Raw genomic sequence first — 18872 nt, forward strand, 5'->3', positions numbered from 1 at the left:
ACTTATCCAGTGATAATTTTACTTTTTGCAACCAGGGGAGCATTGGTCGCTGCACGCGACATGAGTGCCGCCAATAATGCTGCGGGCACCCAATAAAGCAGCCACTTGGCATCTATCTCCCAAAACAAACTGCGCGAATCAACAAACAGGCACGCGCAGCCATAAACAAACCAAAGTACAAGCGGCGCCAATTGCAGATGGCGGCGCGCAGCCCACAACAGCAACAGCAAATGCACTGCAGCCAAACACAAACCAATTGCACCCGTGCGATAAAAAATATCCAGCCAAGCATTGTGGGCATGATGGTACTCGCCAGCAGAGGTCATAATGTCGGTAGCCTCGCCCATACCTATACCCCACAAAAACAAACCGGGTTCGGCGCGCATTTGCGCGATCACATCAAGCCAGATTTGATCGCGTAATGAGGCGCCACGCTCCAACAATAATTGATCGAGCGGAAAAAACAGAAATAACACAACCAAACCGAGCAGCGCGGCAACACACTGCACCAACAAAATTTTCCGCGCGGGACGCAGCCAAAAAACACCGATTGCCAATACCACTACCAAGGCCAACAAGGGCCCGCGGCTTTGCGATAAACCCAGCGCGGCCAGCGCCGGAATACAGACAAGTGATATTCCAAGCGCACATTTGAAACAATCGATGCGCCACGACAATAAAATTCCAACCAATACCACCACACCGTAGACTTGCCCAACCAAGGTCGGTGCGCGCGCAATAGTAATTCCCTCCAATCGCGCTGCCAGCGGATGGCTCGCATAAAATACTGCAATATTTACCAGCGCGGTCGCGGCACCTAACCATAAAAACCATTGCAATAACTTATTCAAATCCGGCACTTTTTTGTGTAGCACCCAAGCAGAACCCAACAGCCAGGAAGCGAGAATAAAAAGTTGCAAGATTAAAAAACCTGTACCATCGCCCCGCAGGCTAGTCATGCAACTCCATGTTGCATAAGCCAATGCAGACACACTAAACCAACCGCCATATTGATGAAACTCTGGTTTACGCCAGAGCAATACAAGCAACATGGGAATAAAAAATGCGAGCGCGTAAATTGCTTCCAGCCCATCACGCGAGGGTGACCACAAAAACGCCGAGATAAACACCCACAAACCAGCAGATAACCAAGTCAATAATTTTTGTTCGCGCCACTCGCGCTGCAACAGTTTCATCAAAACATTAATTCCTTTGAGCAAACAACAGTGGATCATGGCCAAAATCGCGGCGATAGGTTGTGCAGGCACGCACGGCGATTTTGCCCAACCGAGTTTTTTGTTGTGTAAAAACAGCGCGCAGGTTTTGAGCAAAATAAATCCGCATAAAATAACAGTAGTCCCGCTGAGAAAAACGTAAATTTAACGAGGAAAACAACAAGCCCCCCAAATCCTTTATCAGCCAACGCTCTGGTACTCGTGGCCGCAACTGGGCGCGATGCAAATCAACCAAGTAGATTTCCGGCGCTTGATCTTGATCTGCGATGAACGTTGTTTTCAGCATAAAGTGGCACAGATAAAAATCGCGGTGATTAATACCTGCCGCATGCAGTTCACGCGCAATGCGAGCCAGACAGGCCAAAATGCGCCGTTTGGCCTTAATACCGACTGAATACTGCTCAAAAAAATGATCCAGCTGAATCACATCAGTTAATTCACGGGTCACGACAAACGACTGCTGGCGCGCCGGATTTTTACCGCGCACACCATAGGCAACAGGGATCAAGCTGGGAATATTCAGCGCACGCAATTTATTCAGCGCGTGCCACTCATTACTTGCCCCCAATACCGGCAGGCGCAACTGCAGCAAATTTTTAATGACTTCTGACCAACCCACGCCGCGATGCCATTTACGATAGTAGCCCCGCCCATTTATTTCAAAACGCAGCGTCTGGCGATCTTTCATCTCACGAGCAATCGTTCCCTGCATGTTTTCCATTAAGGAAAATACATCCTGCCCTTTCCAGCTATCGATTAATTCATCGCGCAGAATCACATCATGCCCTGCAGGAGTCTGCACGCACGAAAAATCTGCGAGCACATTCCTTTTGGCAGTCGCTATTTTTTCCAGCGCTGCAACTGCAACTGCTGGGCGAGAAAAAACATCGCTTGTTTGCGCGAAATTTTCTGCAGCGACGCGCCAGGCTTGTTTCTCCACCGCAAACGTTTCTGCTAACTGTTGAGCAATGACTAATGGCGATGTATTTGCGGGAATCAACTGCCCCAATTGCTGTTCAACAATATAATGCGCATAACCGCAATGCTCGGAAGCCACTACCGGGCAGCCGCACAACATGGCCTCCAAAATGACATTACCAGCCAACTCTTTGCGTGCAGGATGTAACAGCACATCGGCAGCATGCAACAAATCACCCACCGGGCTGCGCGGACCGAGAAAAAATACGCACTGCTCTATGCCCGCTTGCATCGCCTGTTGGCGATAGGCGTGCGGATCATCTTTACCCACAATCACCAAAGCGATTTTATCGGTAGTCATTTGGGTTAATTCAGCAAAAGCATTAATGCTGATATCAACCCCTTTGGTTTTGTAACCAGAGCCTAAACACAGAATAATTTTAGTGTCGCGCGACAAACCCAATTCATGGCACAAGGCAACACGCGCTGCACTCGGATTGGCACACGCCAAGTGCGCCGCTGAAATTCCCGGTGGCAGTGTGTGAAAACGTTCGGGTTGGGTTGCGTGATAACGAGCAAACTGTTGTTGTTCGCTAGCGACCAGCGAAAGAATATGGGTTGTGCTGGACTCGGCAAACACTGCGCGCTCATAGGCGAGATATAACCGCGCACGCGGCGACAAACGATACAGCCAATTTCGCTCGCGGTATGCCTTGTGCGCAAAACAACTGTCACCGGCAAAATACACATCCAGCCCCGGCATTTTGTTAAAGCCGACTAATAAATCAAATTGCTCACGCTGATATTGTTGCTGAAAGGCAGTGACAAAATTTTTCACACCAGCAACATTAAAAAAACCTGAGCTTTTTATTTCGATGACATCAATGCCGGAGATTTTTTCACCCTGCCAGTCACCGCAAAAAATACTTACTTGATGACCGCGCTCAACTGCTGCTTGGGCAATGGCCAGCATATCGCGCTGCAAACCGCCAAAGGGAAAATAGCGAAAGATAGCAAACGCTAATGTCATTTAACATCTTCCACGGTGACTACCGCAGCTTGAGCAATAAGTGCATTGAGCGCCGTTAATACTTGCTGCGGCATTAATTCACGCAGACATTTGTGATGCACCTTCGGGCATTCACGCTCAAAACACGGCGAGCATTCAATTTTATTACTGATAATACTCACCTGCTGCGTCAGCGGCGGTGTATGTTCGGGCGAGGTAGAACCGTAAATAACGGCAAGCGGTTTTTGCAGCGCCGCCGCTATATGCATTAAACCCGAATCATTGCTTAGTACCGCATCGGCACAATCCATTAATTCAATCGCCTCGGCGAGGCTGGTGCCACCGGCAAGGTTGTAACACTGCGCACGCTCTTCATCCAATAATAAATTGCGGATGGCATCGGCCACCGGATGATCTTTTGCAGATCCCATTAACCACACTTGCCAACCGGCGCGAATTTTTTCGTCGACCACTTCAGCAAAATAATGTTCTGGCCAGCGCTTGGCGGGGCCGTACTCGGCACCAGGGCAAAGTATCAACACCGGACGATTAAGCTGCAATGCAAACTTTGTTAATAATTGTGGCCGCTGGGTTTGATCGATTTTTAATTCAGGGAAAGGAAATTCAATTAGCGGTGCAGCGCTTTTGGGCAAGGCTAATGCGGCGTAACGCTGCACCATTAACGGATAACGTTTTTTATCCAGCACACGCACGTCATTTAATAAACCGTAACGCAATTCGCCACGCCAGCCAGTGCGCAATGGGATATTGGCAAAAAAAGGCACAAACGCCGATTTAAAAGAATTGGGTAAAACAATCGCCTGTTCATAACCCTGCCCGGCGAGGGATTTCCCCAGCGCTCGCCGCTCGCGAAAAGCAAAAGCACCGTGGCCGAGCGGCATATCAATCACATCATGAATTTCCGGCATGCAGGCGAGTAATTGACGAGTCCAACCCGAGGCGAGCACATCGATGCGCACTTGCGGGTTGCGCAACTTGAGTAATTTAAACAAGGTTTGCGCCATCATCATATCGCCAATCCACGCGGGGCCAATCACCAAAATTTTTTGGATTTGTTTTAGCTCAGCAGGAAAGTCAATGTCAGTCATAGGCGAGAGTTCATTCAAAGTTGAACAATAACAGCAGCAGTATTAACGCAGAACCATTAACAAAAAATACATAACACCAAAACGATAACGGAGCCATTCGGCTCCGTTATGGCGTACTTTATTTTGCAACCGGCGCCAACCAGTTGGTGTGCTCGGGCAATTCGCCGCGCACGGATTTGAAATACAAATCCTGCAACCGGGTAGTGATCGGACCGCGGCGACCTTCGCCAATAATACGGCCATCCAACTCGCGGATCGGCAATACTTCTGCCGCAGTACCGGTAAAGAACGCTTCGTCGGCGATGTACACTTCATCGCGCGTGATGCGTTTTTCTTTGATGGTATAACCGCAATCGGCCGCCAATTGGAAAATGGTGTTGCGGGTGATGCCGTCGAGACAAGACGTCAATTCCGGGGTGTAGATAATGCCATCGCGCACTAGGAAGAAATTCTCGCCGCTGCCTTCTGCTACATAACCTTCAGCGTCGAGCAACAGCGCTTCTTCACAACCACTGTCCAATGCTTCTTGCAAAGCTAAGAGTGAGTTGATGTAGTGGCCGTTGGCTTTCGCTTTACACATGGAGATATTCACATGGTGGCGAGTGTAGCTGGAAGTGCGAATGCGGATACCCTGATCCCGCGCTTCCGGCGACATGTACGACGGCCAGTGCCAAGCGGCAACCATCACATGTACTTTTAAATTATCGGCGCGCAAGCCCATGCCTTCAGAACCGTAAAATGCCATGGGGCGCAAATAGGCTTCGGCCAAACCGTTTTCACGCACGACCATTTTGTGCGCTTCGTTCACCACATCTTTAGTGACGGGCATTTTCATGCGCATGATGTGCGCTGAGCGGAACAGGCGATCAGTGTGTTCTTGCAGACGGAAAATACTAGTGCCCATAGTGTCGCTTTTATAAGCGCGCACGCCTTCAAATACACCCATACCGTAATGCAGTGTGTGGGTTAAGACGTGAACCTTGGCATCGCGCCAGGGAATGAGTTCACCATCAAGCCATATAACGCCGTCGCGATCGGCAAAAGACATAGCAACTCCAAATTCTTTGTTAAGATTTCTGTGTAAAAAAGTCTGTTTTCGGGATTGTCAGACACAGCCTCAGCCGTGCTCTGCATTCTATTCGGGGCGATCTATCAGTCGTGATCGATTAGCTGCTGCCACAAAGCGGTGACTTGCGCGCGCTCGCTCAGGAAGTGATTGTCGCCTTCTAGTACCGCCTCTTGTCGCTGTAGCGCGAGGCGGTGCCCGGTGGATCGGTATGCTTTGTAAGCCGCGATCAGGTGGGCCACGGACTGGGCATCGAGTAAGCCTGCCTCTTCCAGTGATCCGAGTATGCGAATGTTGTCCGTGTACCGGATGATCTCAGGCGCCTTAGCGGCCCAAGCCAAAGCCGCGTATTGAACCATAAATTCAATATCCACGATACCACCGGCATCCTGTTTCAAATTAAATAACGCGGGGGCTTTGGAGCTGTTTAGCGCATTTGCTTTGGATTTCCCCTCGCTACCCAACTGCTCGCGCATTTTGCGGCGCATGTCGCTCACATCGGTACGCAGCTGATCCAAATCCCGCGCCTGCGACAGAATCCGCTGGCGCACTGCATCAAACAGCTCAGCCAAGCGCGCATCACCCGCCACCACTCGCGCCCGCACCAGCGCCTGGTGCTCCCAAGTCCAGGCTTCATTGGCTTGATATTTTTCAAACGCGGCGAGCGAAGTCACCAGCAGCCCCGAGTTGCCGGACGGGCGCAACCGCATATCCACTTCGTAAAGCTTGCCCGAGGGAGTGTAGGTATTGAGCACATGGATAATGCGCTGACCGAGGCGGGTGTAAAAGGTGATGTTGTCGATGGAGCGTTCGCCGTCGCTACTGAGATTGGCATCGGCGTTGTGGATAAACACCAAATCCAGATCCGAACCATGCCCCAGCTCGATCCCGCCCAACTTGCCATAACCGACAATCACAAAATCCGGTGATGTATCCACTGAACCGTCGGCGCGCTTGGGGCGACCATGGCGCTCGACCAAATGCTCCCAACTCAATTGCAGCACATGTTCCAGAACCACTTCGGCAATCCAGGTGAGGTAGTCGCTCACTTTCATCAACGGCAGCACACCAGTTACTTCGCTCGCTGCCACCCGCAAAGCATGGGCCGAGCGAAAGTAGCGCAAGGCTTCCATGTGCCCTTCCAGATCATCCCAATTCAAGCGCAGTACATCGCGGCGCAACTCATCGCGCAGCAAATCTTTATCGGGCGGGGTATAGAGGCTCTCGGGCGTTAACAACTCATCGAGCAGCGCCGGGTATTGCGTAAGCTGATCGGCGATCCAGGGGCTGGCGGCGCAAAGGCTGATAAGCTGCTGCACGGCAGTAGGGTTCTCCACCAACAACACCAGATAGGCGCTGCGGCGTGCAATCGCTTCAATCAGCGGCACTATGCGCGCAAATGTCTCGGCGATGGTCAGGGGCAACTTGCCGCGCTGCGCCTCGTGCACCAAGGCTTGCAGCAAGCGCGGAATAAACGCCTCCAAGCGCGTGCGGCTACTCGCCTGCATCGACAGAATCGTGCGGCTCTCGCGCAAATCGGCGAGGTTTTTTAACAATGCCGCCGCGCCTTCAATATCAAATGCCTCCAGTGCGTTTATCGCGTCTTCACCCTGCAAGCTGCCCTCCCATAAACCCAACCAAAAATTCAGTACTTTTTGGTCGATGGAATCTTCTTCCTCCGGTGCGGCAATCACCGCTTTAAATTCGGCATTCACACACTGGCGATAACGGCTGAGGGTTTCAAAAAAACTATCCCAAGTGTCAAAGCCCATCACCCAAGCCAAACGCAATTGTCCAACCGGATCAGTCGGCAGGGATTGGGTTTGTTTATCTTGATAACCTTGAATCGCATGCTCGGTATTGCGCAAAAAAATATAGGCTTCAAGCAATGCTGAACCCGCGCCCGGCGGCAAATAATTTTCCTGCTCTAGAAACGGCAGCAGCACCGGCACTTTACGTTTGCGCAAACGCGCATCGCGCCCGCCGCGAATTAATTGAAATACCTGCACCACAAATTCCACTTCGCGGATGCCACCCTCACCTAATTTCACATCCAGGTTCATGCCCTTGCGCTGCACTTGCCGCGCAATTAAACCCTTCATTTCACGCAGGGATTCAATCGCACTGAAATCGATATATTGACGATAAGTAAATGGTTGCAACATTTTGCGCAGTAACTTGCGCGCGGCGATTTGCCCTTCGCCGCCCGCCATAGCCACAGTGCGCGCTTTAATCATTGCGTAGCGCTCCCACTCGCGCCCCTGGGTTTGGTAATAATCTTCCATGCCCGCAAAACTCATCGCCAGCGCACCACTCTGCCCGTGGGGGCGCAAACGCATATCCACACGGAACACAAAACCATCAGCAGTGACTGTATCCAAACTCTTAATCAATTTTTGCCCGAGCTTGATAAAAAATTCCTGGTTGCTAATCGCGCGGCTGACATGATTGGTTTCACCACTTTCGGGATAGGTAAAAATCAGGTCGATATCCGAAGAGACATTTAATTCACCCGCGCCCAATTTGCCCATGCCCAACACCATAAACGGCTGCGCTGAATTTGACTCGCGTCCGATGGGTGTGCCGTACATTTTTTCCAATGCGCGATAGTGAAATTCCGCCGCAAGCAAAATGGATTTATCCGCAAAACGCGACAGCTCCGCAGTAATCACCTGCATATCCGCAATGCGATTCAAATCGCGCCAGATGATCCGAATCATCGCCATCTGCCGCTGGTGGCGCAGACATTTATCCAATTCCATATCGCTATTACACGCATTCACCGCTGCGGCAAATGCATCCAAATGCGCATCGGTTTGCGCATCAAATAATTCGCCAGACTGCATCAACTCAAGCAAATACTGCGGCCGCTGTGCCACCGTCTTAGCGATAAACTCACTCGCCACAAATGCGCAGGTCAACTGGCGGGAAAACTCATCCGCCGTCACCGATACCGGTAGCAAATCGCGCGGATGCGCCAAATTTTGATTTTGAATGGCAGCCTCAAATTGATCCCAGTAGCGCTGGGCTTGGGCGTGTAACTCGGCAGGAATTGCGGAAAAATTCAACATAAACAGAAACTCGTCAACGCGGTATCGATAAGGGGGAATACTAACAGCTCTGCAGCCACAACAAACCATACCGGCAATAACCTATTGCACACTTACCGGCAGGCATTAAAGCCCAGAGAAAAGAGCACAGTTAAGTAAAGTTCAAGACGGGATATTACGCCATCGGTAATGCCAGCCGACATCGAATGTTGACCAGCGCACAGAGTAAATGCCGGCTATGCCGCAAGCTGAGTCTGTCACCACTGTTATTAAGGTTTTGTTAAGTTGAGGCCTGACTACACTGGCTCATCCCCCGAATTCAGGGGCAAAACAGCAGGAGATTCACATGAACAGATCAATGGTTATAGGCATAATTTTAGGCGCAGGCATTGCCACTGCTGGCGGCGCAATCGGCAGCTACCAATTAATGAAAGATTCAAATTACGCAGAAGTGATCAGCAGCACCCCCATCACCAAACAAACCAAAATTCCGCACCAAGAATGCCGCGACGAAACCGTTGTGCGCCAAAAACCCGTGCAAGACCAAAATCGTATTGCCGGTAAAGTGATTGGCGCCGTTGTCGGTGGCGCCCTGGGCAATCAAGTCGGCGGCGGCAACGGCAAAAAAGTCGCAACTGTCGCGGGCGCAGTTGCCGGTGGTTATGCCGGTGACAAAGTGCAAGCCAACATGCAAAAAGGTGACACCTACACCACGGTTGAGCAACGCTGCAAAACAGTTTACGAAACCCGCGAAGATATTACCGGCTACAACGTGACCTATCGTTTCGATGAAAAAGAATCCACCGTAAAAATGTCGTACGACCCAGGCTCACGCATCCCAGTACAAGATGGCCAATTAGTTCTTACGCAAAAGTCGGATTAAACTCGATTAGGTTTTTATCGCAACGCACCCTCTGCTTGGGGTGCGTTTTTTAGATTAATTTAACGCTAATACGCAATAACCAACAGCAAAAAACAACAATGCAATAACGATCAATATTCCTTTTGCTTTCACGTTACATCTCATCATCCACATCTTTCTTCCTTCCCGCGCGTGGATGCGCCTGATCATAAACCTTCGCAAGATGTTGAAAATCGAGATGGGTGTAAACCTGAGTGGTGGAGATGTTGGCGTGGCCGAGGAGTTCTTGGACCAAGCGTAAATCGCCGCTGGATTCAAGCATGTGGCTGGCGAAGGAGTGGCGGAGCATGTGGGGATGGACGGGGTTGTCCATGCCTTGTTTGATGCTGAGTTGTTGCATGCGCATTTGCACGGCGCGATGGCTGATGCGTTGGCCGCGCTGGGTGGTGAAGAGTGCTTGCTCATCATTTTGCGTGTAGAGCGTGCGCGCTTCCAACCAATCTTTGAGTGCGCTAATGGCGTGAGAGCCGATGGGCAGCGTGCGGGTTTTGCGGCCTTTACCGGTGACGGTGAGCATGGCATCGCTCCAGTCGATATCGACCAAATTTAAACTTACCGCTTCGGCCAAGCGTAAACCCGATGAATAAATTAATTCCACCAAGGCGCGGTCGCGTTTATTAATAAAATCATCGCCTTCCACTTGCACAAATTGCGCGGCTTGGTCGGCATCCAAGACCTTGGGCAATGCTTTGGGGGATTTAGGTGCGGTGATGCCGTCGGCAATATTATTTTTAAGCCAGCCACGACGAATACAAAATTGAAAGAAACTGCGCAGTGATGACAGCCAGCGCTGCAAACTTTTCCCGCCTAACCCTTCGCGATGCAATTGTGCAACAGCCATGCGAATGTGATTCACACCGAGCATATGCAATTCTTTAACGGATTTTTCAGCGCAAAAGTGCTGGAATTTTTCCAAATCCCGCGCGTAGCTGGTTTGGGTATGGAGGGATAACTGCCGCTCGCTGCGAATATAAAGATAAAACGCCGCAAGTTGTTCAGCGAAGGGCAAGGGAATAGCCGGTGGAGAAAGGTCGGTCATAAATCTCCGCTAAGCGCGCCCAGAAAGTATCAAGGGTTAACGCGGCAAATATTTCGGCAATAAACGGTTAAGCACTTCAGCAATATAACTCAAAAACAAAGTGCCCATGCTGGAGCGATAATAATGCGGGTCGCGATTGCCCACACTGAGCAGACCAAACACGCTGCCGTGGATTAGCGGCACAGTTGCAACTGAGCCGATCTCGCTCGCGTGCTCGCCAAAAATAAACTTCATTTCTTTGGCGCCCAGCGTGCCACACACCGCGCGGCTGTTTTTCAACAGCGTGCCCACCTGTTCGCGCGCTTCACTGATAGACACAATGCGCGCCTGACTGCTGGGGATTTTGTCGGCATTGCCAATCAGAATCAGGCTGGTGTAATGAATATTAAAATCCTTATCGAAACTATAGTAGAGCGCATCAATAATATCGCCCATATCCTGCCCTTCAATCAGGCTCAGTACCAAGCGTTTACTTTTGTCGAATAATTTATCGTTGTCGCGCGCATTGTCGAGCAATTTGCTCAGGCGATTGCGCATGTCGATATTGCGCTCGCGCAGAATCGACACCTGCCGCTCTACCAGCGACACCGCCGAACCCGATTCATGGGGCAAACTAATTTCGGCGAGAAGATCCTGGTGCTGTTCAAAAAAATCCGGATGCTCGCGCAAGTAGGCTTCGATTTGTTCCGGTTCCAATGGATCTGCAAGCGTGGGGATTTTTTCGTTCATAAGCTTATATTTTTATTTGTCCATGAAAGACGGTAACCGCAGGCCCCGTCATGATCACCGGCTGACCTTCACCCGGCCACTCTATGTGCAAACTGCCACCGGGCAGATTTACTTTCACTGTTGCGTCGAGCAAACCGCGCAAACGGCCAGCAACCACAGCGCCACACGCACCGGTACCGCAGGCGAGAGTTTCGCCTACACCGCGCTCAAATACACGCAAATTAATTTCATTGCGCGACACAATCTGCATAAAACCGGCATTCACGCGCGCGGGAAAACGCGGGTGATTTTCAATTAAAGGGCCGAGCTCGGCAACTGGAGCTGTTTTCACATCATCCACCACCAGTACACCGTGGGGATTGCCCATGGACACAGCAGAAATTTGGTAGCTCTTACCTGCCACCTCAAATGGATAAGTCACTGCTTGTGCATCGGCGACAAACGGAACCTGTGCCGGTTGCAAACGCGGCGCCCCCATATCGACACTGACTTGTTCATCTTGCTGCACACGCAACTCGATCAAGCCGCCCGCGGTTTGCACTTTGATAATATTTTTGCCGGTGAGTTTACGCTCGCGCACAAATACCGCAAAACAACGCGCGCCATTGCCGCAGTTTTCTACTTCACTGCCATCGCAATTAAAAATGCGATAGCGGAAATCCACATCGGGCGTATCGGGTGTTTCGACCAATAAAATTTGGTCGCAGCCCACACCAAAATTGCGGTCGGCAATGTAGCGGATTTTTTCCGGCGTTAAACGCACACTTTGGCTGACTCCGTCGATAACCACGAAGTCATTACCTAAACCGTGCATTTTGCTAAAACGTAAACGCATGTTTTTTCCTAGTGCCTCTCGCAACTTATTCCGGCAACAACATTTCGCCGCGAATCATATCTTCAAAGGTTTCGCGCGCCCGCGCCAAATGCATTTGATCGCCATCGATCACCACTTCTGCAGCGCGGCCGCGAGTGTTGTAGTTGGAACTCATGCTAAAACCATAGGCGCCAGTGGACATTACCGCCAGTAAATCGCCCGGTTCAATGGCCAGATCGCGGTCTTTACCAAGAAAATCGCCGGTCTCGCAAATCGGGCCGACCAGATCCCATTTTTTAGCTTCACCTGCACGGGGTTTTACCGCGCGAATGTTTTGCCAGGCTTGGTATAGCGATGGGCGAATATTGTCATTCATCGCGGCATCAATCACGGCGAAATTTTTGTGCTCGGTCGGTTTCAAAAACATCACTTTGGTGAGCAACACACCCGAGTTTGCCGAAATGGAGCGGCCAGGTTCAAACATTAACGCTAATTTACGCTCGCCCAATTTGGTTTTGATAGCGGCCATGTAATCGGCCACCGGCGGCGGCGTTTCATCGCGATAAGTCACACCCAAACCGCCACCCAAATCGAGATGGGAAATATGAATGCCGCTGCTGGCCAATTCATCAACCAACAATAACAAACGGTCCAGCGCATCCAAAAATGGCGTGAGCTGGGTAAGCTGTGAGCCGATGTGGCAATCCAGACCTTTAATTGCAAGGCTCGGCAATTGTGCTGCACGTGCGTAGACCGCCGGTGCGCGCTCAATGGCGATGCCGAATTTATTTTCTTTTAATCCGGTAGAAATATAGGGGTGAGTATTAGCGTCCACATCCGGATTTACCCGCAGCGATACGTTCGCCACCTTGCCTTTTTCGGCGGCGATCTGCGCGAGCAACTCCAGTTCCGCTTCTGATTCAACGTTAAAACAGAAAATACCTACGTCCAAGGCGCGCGCAATTTCATCGGCGCTTTTACCCACACCGGAAAATACAATGCGCGATGGCTGACCACCGGCGAGCAATACCCGCTCTAATTCACCACCAGAGACAATATCGAAACCGGCGCCGAGTTTGGCGAGCATATTTAATACAGCGAGATTGGAATTCGCTTTGATCGCATAACAAATCATACCTGGGTGTGCACCCAGCGCCTGCGCGTAGGATAAATACTGCTGGGTAAAGGCCGCGCGGCTATACACATAACAGGGAGTGCCAAAGCGCTCGGCGACGGCGCTCAGTGGAGTATCTTCAGCGTAGAGTTCGCCATTGCGTTCGGTGAAATGTTGCATAAGAAATCTCGATCAAAAAGCGGTAGGGCGGATTAATAGGAATTAGTCAGCAGGATTCGTCGGCTCAGGTTGCGGAGCAGGCGCTTCTGGCTGAGGTTTATTGGGCTGGGGCAAATAGAGCGGGCCTTTCTGACCACAGGCACCAAGGCTTAGGCAGAGCAACACCAATACAACTGCAATTTTCATAACCAGAGTCCGATGACACCCTGTAAGCGTACAGGGTCAGGATAAAAGACGGGGAAGTATAACCCTGCAAATAGCCATCGTCACTCCCGCTTACTTTTCCATCGTCATTCCCGCCTGCGGGAGCCGACAGACCAGCGAAGCTAATCCAACTTTTGATTTACAAGCAAGACCTATGGATCCCCGCTGCGCGAGGATGACGACTCCCATATAAATGGATTCTTGCCGTCGGGGATGACGGCTCCCTATATATTAAGGAGCCGGAGAGATGAAAATTAAATTGAGGAAAACAAACAGCAGAATTAATCCAATACCGCGCGCAACTCCTCCGCTGATACCAGCGCGCCATTGGCAATCAGGGCGAGCTTTTGAATCGCCGTTTTTAATTGCTCAACATCGATCAACGTATCGCTCACCTCCAGCAACTGCCAGGCGTCTTCGGTTAAATCGAACTCTGCGGTAAGCGCAAATTCGCGGATATAAAACTGCGCTAGATCGCGTAAATCGCCATGACGTTCGCGCAGTGTGGGCAGCGCTAGCTCCTGCGCATACTGCGCCAACCATTGAGCCTGCATGGGTGCAAGCAATGCATTCACACGGCTCAGGCTCATAATCAAACGCACGCTGTAAGCGCCATCGAATTTTGTATTGGCAGCCTTGAGCCAAAAATTACGCAGTGATTGAAAACCCACAGTGGACAATGCATCAATGTTGCGCAGAAATAAGGTGCCACTATTGGCATAGGTGTGCAGCGATTGCAGAATGCTTGCCGCTGCGCCCTCCTCCCATTCCTTGCAGTCAGATTCGATAAAGGGAGCGGTATCGGCGCGCGATAAACAATGCAGGCTGCGCGCCGCAATCACTTTGCCGCAACCTTTATCGGCGCGGATCAATACCGGCTTACTCCCTTTGGCCAATTGATCAATCCGTTGATCCAATTGACGCAATGCTTTGCTATTGCCGATCCAGTAACTCTGGTCGCCATAAATATGGATCGCGCGATAGCGGGTTTGGTAGCGGCCAATAGTGCGAATAATTTCATCCGCCACCAGCGCCAGCTCTTTCGCCAGCCACTCGGATTTAGCATCTGCACCCGACGTAGCGACGCCCGACGCAACCTGTGCAACCAAATACCCCAACCGCTGCGGCTGGCCTTGGGGTTGTTTGAAATTGAGCGACAAACTAAATGCTGTCTCGGCCACAAAATCCTCAAAGGGCGAATGGTTCACCTCTTGGGTGGAGATAAAAAACTCTTCCACTCGCCCGGCGGCGGCCAGCTGCAAATCCTGCACATCATTCACCAGCAATAAATGGCGATAGCCCTGATGCGTGACGCAGCGCAAAGTGATCGCCATATAGGCAAGCCCCAAGCGCTCAGCCGCAGCGCGCAGGATAATTTTATTGAGCGTGATAAAACTTTTATTGACCGGTACCCACTTGGCAGTAGCGGACTGATTGAATCTATGAATAGCGCGGGCAACCGGTTTGTGGCTCTTGGTAGCTTGAAAGAGGGCAATCATGGCGACAGTCTCTTGATTCATGCAGACAATAGATGGGAAAACTTGGGCATCTTGTGGCAATCTATAGCCCTTATAAGAATTTGCCTATTACAGGCTATTACACAGATTTGCGGCGCACGGGTAGCATTCAACAAAGGAGCTAAAGAATTGGCACCGTCGCTCGCTGGAGACGCTTACTTTTACGCGGAAAAACTATGGCTTATTTGCTGGATGTCGCTGCAGAGAACTACTTTCCCCTCGCACCCCATCACACGTTTGGCAGACTCGCCGCAAGCGTGGATACACACATCAACAAACCCTACGTATCAAAACTACACGCGGCGATTGAATGGACCGGCAGCCATTGGCGCCTGAAAAATCTCGGTCTCAACGGCACTTGGGTCAATGGCGACAACCTCAATCAGGGCGATACCCGCAACTTGAGCTTGCAGGATGAAATTCATTTCGCCGAGCAGACCGACCCGGGTTTTAAGGTGATCAATCTGGCACCGCCCGCCGATATGCTCTGGCCGCTGGATAGCAGCCCCGCAGACGTTGAACCGATTTATCTCTCGCGCTACCACCTGCTGCCCGACGCCGAACAGCCGGAGCTTGCCCTGTTTTACAACGAGCGCGCCCAGCAGTGGCACTGCGAGGCACTGCACCAGCAGAGCGAACACGAGCAGCCCGAACTCAACGATGGCGACCTGGTGCAATTCAACGATAGCCACTGGCAATTTGTGCGCGCACAGATTTACGGCCCGACCGAGGCAAAATCCTCCCGCCACATCAATGATTACGAATTTATTTTTAATATGAGCTTGGATGAAGAAACCACCCAGCTCGAATTGCACCACCAGCAGACGCTGGATTTGGCAGCGCGCACTCACCACTATTTGTTACTGCAACTCGCCCGCCACCGCGCGGAAGATGCCGAGCGCGGCTTGGATAGCAAAAGCCAGGGCTGGGTTTATGCCGACCAACTCGCCGCTGAATTAGGCGTAGATGGCACCCATATGAATATCCAGATTTTCCGCGCACGCAAACAACTCGCCGACAGCCTGCCCGATGCCGAAGGTCAGCAGTGCCTACTGGAGCGGCGCGGCGGTAAAATTCGTTTTGGCTGCGAAAAATTCAAAATCTACCGTGGCAACAAACTCACCCTTGTCTCACCACCTAAAAGCCGTTGAATGCTAAATGAATAATTCCCTCCCCCCATCAACCAACGCAGCGCCGGCTGAACTGATTCAGCTCGGGCACTACGAGCTGCACGATTGTATTGGGCGCGGCGGCATGGGTTTGGTGTATCGCGCGCGCGACACGCGGCTGGATCGCCAAGTGGCGATTAAATGTTTGCGCACCGAATTATTTGAACACCACTACGTCGAGCGATTTAAACGCGAAGCGCTGCTGCTGGCGAAATTAAACCACCCCAATATTGTGCAGATTTACGATTTTATCGAAGCACCCGACCAGCTCGCGCTGGTGATGGAATTGGTGGAAGGTCAAAACTTACAGCTGCACCTGCGTGAACATATTGTTCCCTTCGCGCAGCGCATGCGCTGGCTCACCGAAATCGCCCAAGGCCTCGCGGTTGCGCATGACGCCGGTATTATCCACCGCGATTTAAAAGCAGAAAATATTCTGATCAACCAGCGCCAGGTCGCCAAGATTACCGATTTGGGTATCGCCAAATCGCAAGACTACAACGCCACCCTGACCGATCACGTCGCCGGTAGCTATTGCTCCATGTCGCCCGAGCAGGCGATGGGCGAGGCCATCGATTTTAAAAGCGATTTATTTTCCTTCGGCATTTTGGCTTATCAACTGTTGTGCGGCGCCCATCCGTTTGGCGACACCAACAATAAATTGCAATTAATGCAGCGGATTATTTCCCATCCGCCCATTGCGCCCAGTAAACACAATCCGAATTTGCCCGCCGAGATTAATGACTTGCTCGGTCAACTGCTCAGTAAAGACCCCGCCAAACGCCCGGACAATACCCACTGGGTCGCCGCGCAGTTTGAAGCGTTAAGCCACCTACAACTGCAAAACGAATTTGCCAGCGATGAAACCCAAGCGCTGATTCCCAATGGCAGCGCGGCGAATCCATCGAATGTAAAACATACCGGGATTAATCGCGCCGTAAAAACGCAAGACCACCCCACCTTTGAAACACGCTTTGTTGCGGTTAATACAGCGCCGAAAAAATCGCGCTGGCTGTCGATTAAGAATTACGTGGCCGACAATAAAATCAGCGTGGGTTTTGGGTTATTCAGTGTGTTGATTGTTGCAGCGGTAGCGGTGTGGCAATTACAGCCATTTAAAACCAGCAATGACATCGCCGAAAACCTGACAGAAGAACCCTATTCGCAAGCACGTGAATTTAATAAGGGAATTGAGGCTCTCAAGTTGTTTGACAGACCGGGTAGCCTGGAAGCAGCAGAAAAAAGTTTTAACAGAATTCTGTTGCACACCCCTAACAACGCAGCGGCGGTTGCGGGCCTATCGTTGGTATACAGCTATCGCTACAGCGGCGATAGTGAAGATCCAATCTGGATGCAAAAAGCCGATGCAAGTGCGCAACAAGCGCTTCAATTAAATGCCCAACTTGCACTGGTGCATGTCGCACTGGGGCGCTTGCTTACCATTAAAGCCGAGCACGGCAAAGCCCTCGCCGCGTTTGCACAAGCACTCGTACTTGAACCGAAAAATATTTTTGCATGGCGAGGCAAGGTTTCTGCACTACGTTCGGCACATCGCTATGACGAGGCGATTCAATTTGCACAACAAGGCTTGGAACAATTCCCGCAAGAGCGATTTCTTGCGGACGAATTAGGTAATGTCTACATTGATACTATCAATTACACAAAAGCAGAAGAGGTTTTCCGACGAAGTATTCATATGCATCCCGATGCCGTTACCGCCTATGCGGGCCTCCATATTGCGTTAGAGCGCCAAAACCGCGCTGATGAAGCCATGCAAATTTTGCAGCAAGGTTTGCAAATAAGATCCAGTGCCGCACTCTATGGAAATTTAGGTAACGCCTTGTTTATACGAGGAAATTACTTGGAGGCCGCCTCCGCATTTGAGGCGGCTGTATCACCCAGCACAGGTAATCCCGGCAACTATTTGGCTTGGGCTAATTTGGCAGATGTTCTGCTCTGGATTCCCGGACGAGGAGCTGAAGCGCAAAAAGCCTACCGCAAAGCACACGATTTATTAGTACCCATACTATCGAGAAGCCCTGATGATGTGACAATGATTTCACGTATGGCACTCTACCTTGCTCGGCTGAATGATCGCACACAAGCAGAATCAATGTTAGAACGTGTAATTGCACTTTCACCAAAAAATGCCTATGTTCATTTTCGGGCTGGCTTAGCATATGAGCTGTTAGGTGAACGTGATGCTGCTCTTGCGTCACTCATCAAAGCAGTTGAACTTGGCTTTCCTGTGAAGCTTATTCAAGCAGAGCCAGATCTGCTTGACCTGCGCCGATCTAGCGGTGTTTTTTAATTATCGTAATATTCAAGAAAAGCCTAACCATGTAAGAAGGAGTAAGAGATGGCAGATTATAGCTTTGCTTTGTTGTTCAATAAAAAACCGAAAAAAAATATAGTCACTGATACCGATTTTCAAGTAACCAATTTAACAACAAAAGAACCCCTACCAACCAATCAAATGCCAGAGGAATTCTCCCCAGGCGACACGATTACATTTGTTGTAGCAAACAACACCAAGTGCAGTGAGATTAACAGTGCGTTATATACATCTTATCCTGTCAACGGCTCAATCGGCCCAAGCCCCTTTGCCCCCCCTTATGACAGAGCAAGCATTGACTTTATTGCTGAGGATTTATTCGGGAAACCGCTGGAAGTTGCTCACGAACGTAAGGGCTCTTGGATCTTTCATCTATTGGGGCTTTATACATACAAGGGTAAAAAAGCCGCCTATTACCTTGACCCTGAGGTAACTACTGGCTAATTGCCAAGCTCGCATGCA

Annotated in this window: 15 protein-coding genes; 4 read left to right on the forward strand and 11 right to left on the reverse strand. The window is 50.8% G+C overall.

What is annotated here, in order from left to right; translation table 11 throughout:
- Window positions 1–2: 2 nt before the first annotated feature.
- The 5 genes from AWU77_RS14195 to glnE form a co-directional block, all read right to left on the reverse strand.
- The gene (locus AWU77_RS14195) at window positions 3–1196 is read right to left on the reverse strand and encodes an O-antigen ligase (RefSeq protein ID WP_062064620.1); all 1194 of its coding nucleotides are present in this window, start codon (window positions 1194–1196) and stop codon (window positions 3–5) included.
- Between the two features lie 7 nt (window positions 1197–1203).
- Entirely contained in the window at window positions 1204–3183 is a 1980-nt protein-coding gene (gene rfaP, locus AWU77_RS14200) for a lipopolysaccharide core heptose(I) kinase RfaP (RefSeq protein WP_062064622.1), read from the reverse strand.
- Complete coding sequence (gene waaF, locus AWU77_RS14205) at window positions 3180–4271, reverse strand: lipopolysaccharide heptosyltransferase II (protein ID WP_062064625.1); 1092 nt, start codon at window positions 4269–4271, stop codon at window positions 3180–3182. Before waaF ends, rfaP begins: the two co-directional genes overlap by 4 nt.
- A 118-nt stretch (window positions 4272–4389) precedes the next feature.
- On the reverse strand, window positions 4390–5319 hold the full coding sequence (locus tag AWU77_RS14210) for a branched-chain amino acid transaminase (RefSeq protein WP_062064627.1): 930 nt from the start codon (window positions 5317–5319) through the stop codon (window positions 4390–4392).
- A gap of 104 nt (window positions 5320–5423) precedes the next feature.
- Window positions 5424–8408: a bifunctional [glutamate--ammonia ligase]-adenylyl-L-tyrosine phosphorylase/[glutamate--ammonia-ligase] adenylyltransferase gene (glnE, locus tag AWU77_RS14215; RefSeq protein WP_062064629.1), complete on the reverse strand. Its 2985-nt coding sequence runs from the start codon at window positions 8406–8408 to the stop codon at window positions 5424–5426.
- Window positions 8409–8745: 337 nt separating this feature from the next.
- Here glnE and AWU77_RS14220 point away from each other — a divergent pair, with 337 nt between their 5' ends.
- Window positions 8746–9270: a glycine zipper 2TM domain-containing protein gene (locus AWU77_RS14220; protein ID WP_375600841.1), complete on the forward strand. Its 525-nt coding sequence runs from the start codon at window positions 8746–8748 to the stop codon at window positions 9268–9270.
- Between the two features lie 133 nt (window positions 9271–9403).
- On the opposite strand, the gene xerC is transcribed toward AWU77_RS14220, so the two are convergent.
- From xerC to AWU77_RS14245, 6 genes are all read right to left on the reverse strand, one after another.
- Window positions 9404–10348: a tyrosine recombinase XerC gene (gene xerC, locus AWU77_RS14225; RefSeq protein ID WP_062064634.1), complete on the reverse strand. Its 945-nt coding sequence runs from the start codon at window positions 10346–10348 to the stop codon at window positions 9404–9406.
- 36 nt (window positions 10349–10384) lie between these two features.
- Entirely contained in the window at window positions 10385–11077 is a 693-nt protein-coding gene (locus AWU77_RS14230; protein ID WP_062064636.1) for a DUF484 family protein, read from the reverse strand.
- Between the two features lie 4 nt (window positions 11078–11081).
- Window positions 11082–11912 (reverse strand): diaminopimelate epimerase, encoded by an 831-nt coding sequence (gene dapF / locus AWU77_RS14235; protein ID WP_062064638.1) that lies wholly within the window; start codon window positions 11910–11912, stop codon window positions 11082–11084.
- Window positions 11913–11937: 25 nt separating this feature from the next.
- The gene (lysA, locus tag AWU77_RS14240) at window positions 11938–13185 is read right to left on the reverse strand and encodes a diaminopimelate decarboxylase (protein ID WP_062064640.1); all 1248 of its coding nucleotides are present in this window, start codon (window positions 13183–13185) and stop codon (window positions 11938–11940) included.
- Between the two features lie 42 nt (window positions 13186–13227).
- On the reverse strand, window positions 13228–13371 hold the full coding sequence (locus AWU77_RS20160; RefSeq protein WP_084618419.1) for a lipoprotein: 144 nt from the start codon (window positions 13369–13371) through the stop codon (window positions 13228–13230).
- Window positions 13372–13670: 299 nt separating this feature from the next.
- Window positions 13671–14888: a sigma 54-interacting transcriptional regulator gene (locus tag AWU77_RS14245; protein ID WP_062064642.1), complete on the reverse strand. Its 1218-nt coding sequence runs from the start codon at window positions 14886–14888 to the stop codon at window positions 13671–13673.
- Between the two features lie 194 nt (window positions 14889–15082).
- On the opposite strand from AWU77_RS14245, the gene AWU77_RS14250 reads away from it, so the two are divergent.
- The 3 genes from AWU77_RS14250 to AWU77_RS14260 are packed head-to-tail and all read left to right on the forward strand — an operon-like array spanning window position 15083 to window position 18854.
- Window positions 15083–16057, forward strand: coding sequence for an FHA domain-containing protein (locus AWU77_RS14250; RefSeq protein WP_062064644.1), 975 nt, complete (start codon window positions 15083–15085; stop codon window positions 16055–16057).
- Window positions 16058–16064: 7 nt separating this feature from the next.
- Complete coding sequence (locus AWU77_RS14255; RefSeq protein WP_062064646.1) at window positions 16065–18386, forward strand: serine/threonine-protein kinase; 2322 nt, start codon at window positions 16065–16067, stop codon at window positions 18384–18386.
- Window positions 18387–18434: 48 nt separating this feature from the next.
- Window positions 18435–18854, forward strand: coding sequence for a hypothetical protein (locus tag AWU77_RS14260; protein ID WP_062064648.1), 420 nt, complete (start codon window positions 18435–18437; stop codon window positions 18852–18854).
- Window positions 18855–18872: the final 18 nt, after the last annotated feature.

This window comes from Cellvibrio sp. OA-2007 (genome assembly GCF_000953825.1).
GTDB lineage: Bacteria > Pseudomonadota > Gammaproteobacteria > Pseudomonadales > Cellvibrionaceae > Cellvibrio.

Excerpts from the sequence above, each read along its gene's own strand:
- lysA (WP_062064640.1), bottom strand. The coding sequence starts at position 13,185 with ATGCAACATTTCACCGAACGCAATGGCGAACTCTACGCTGAAGATACT.
- glnE (WP_062064629.1), bottom strand. The coding sequence starts at position 8,408 with ATGTTGAATTTTTCCGCAATTCCTGCCGAGTTACACGCCCAAGCCCAG.
- waaF (WP_062064625.1), bottom strand. The coding sequence starts at position 4,271 with ATGACTGACATTGACTTTCCTGCTGAGCTAAAACAAATCCAAAAAATT.
- AWU77_RS14220 (WP_375600841.1), top strand. The coding sequence starts at position 8,746 with ATGGTTATAGGCATAATTTTAGGCGCAGGCATTGCCACTGCTGGCGGC.
- dapF (WP_062064638.1), bottom strand. The coding sequence starts at position 11,912 with ATGCGTTTACGTTTTAGCAAAATGCACGGTTTAGGTAATGACTTCGTG.
- xerC (WP_062064634.1), bottom strand. The coding sequence starts at position 10,348 with ATGACCGACCTTTCTCCACCGGCTATTCCCTTGCCCTTCGCTGAACAA.
- AWU77_RS14260 (WP_062064648.1), top strand. The coding sequence starts at position 18,435 with ATGGCAGATTATAGCTTTGCTTTGTTGTTCAATAAAAAACCGAAAAAA.
- AWU77_RS20160 (WP_084618419.1), bottom strand. The coding sequence starts at position 13,371 with ATGAAAATTGCAGTTGTATTGGTGTTGCTCTGCCTAAGCCTTGGTGCC.
- AWU77_RS14255 (WP_062064646.1), top strand. The coding sequence starts at position 16,065 with ATGAATAATTCCCTCCCCCCATCAACCAACGCAGCGCCGGCTGAACTG.
- AWU77_RS14250 (WP_062064644.1), top strand. The coding sequence starts at position 15,083 with ATGGCTTATTTGCTGGATGTCGCTGCAGAGAACTACTTTCCCCTCGCA.
- AWU77_RS14195 (WP_062064620.1), bottom strand. The coding sequence starts at position 1,196 with ATGAAACTGTTGCAGCGCGAGTGGCGCGAACAAAAATTATTGACTTGG.
- rfaP (WP_062064622.1), bottom strand. The coding sequence starts at position 3,183 with ATGACATTAGCGTTTGCTATCTTTCGCTATTTTCCCTTTGGCGGTTTG.
- AWU77_RS14210 (WP_062064627.1), bottom strand. The coding sequence starts at position 5,319 with ATGTCTTTTGCCGATCGCGACGGCGTTATATGGCTTGATGGTGAACTC.
- AWU77_RS14230 (WP_062064636.1), bottom strand. The coding sequence starts at position 11,077 with ATGAACGAAAAAATCCCCACGCTTGCAGATCCATTGGAACCGGAACAA.
- AWU77_RS14245 (WP_062064642.1), bottom strand. The coding sequence starts at position 14,888 with ATGATTGCCCTCTTTCAAGCTACCAAGAGCCACAAACCGGTTGCCCGC.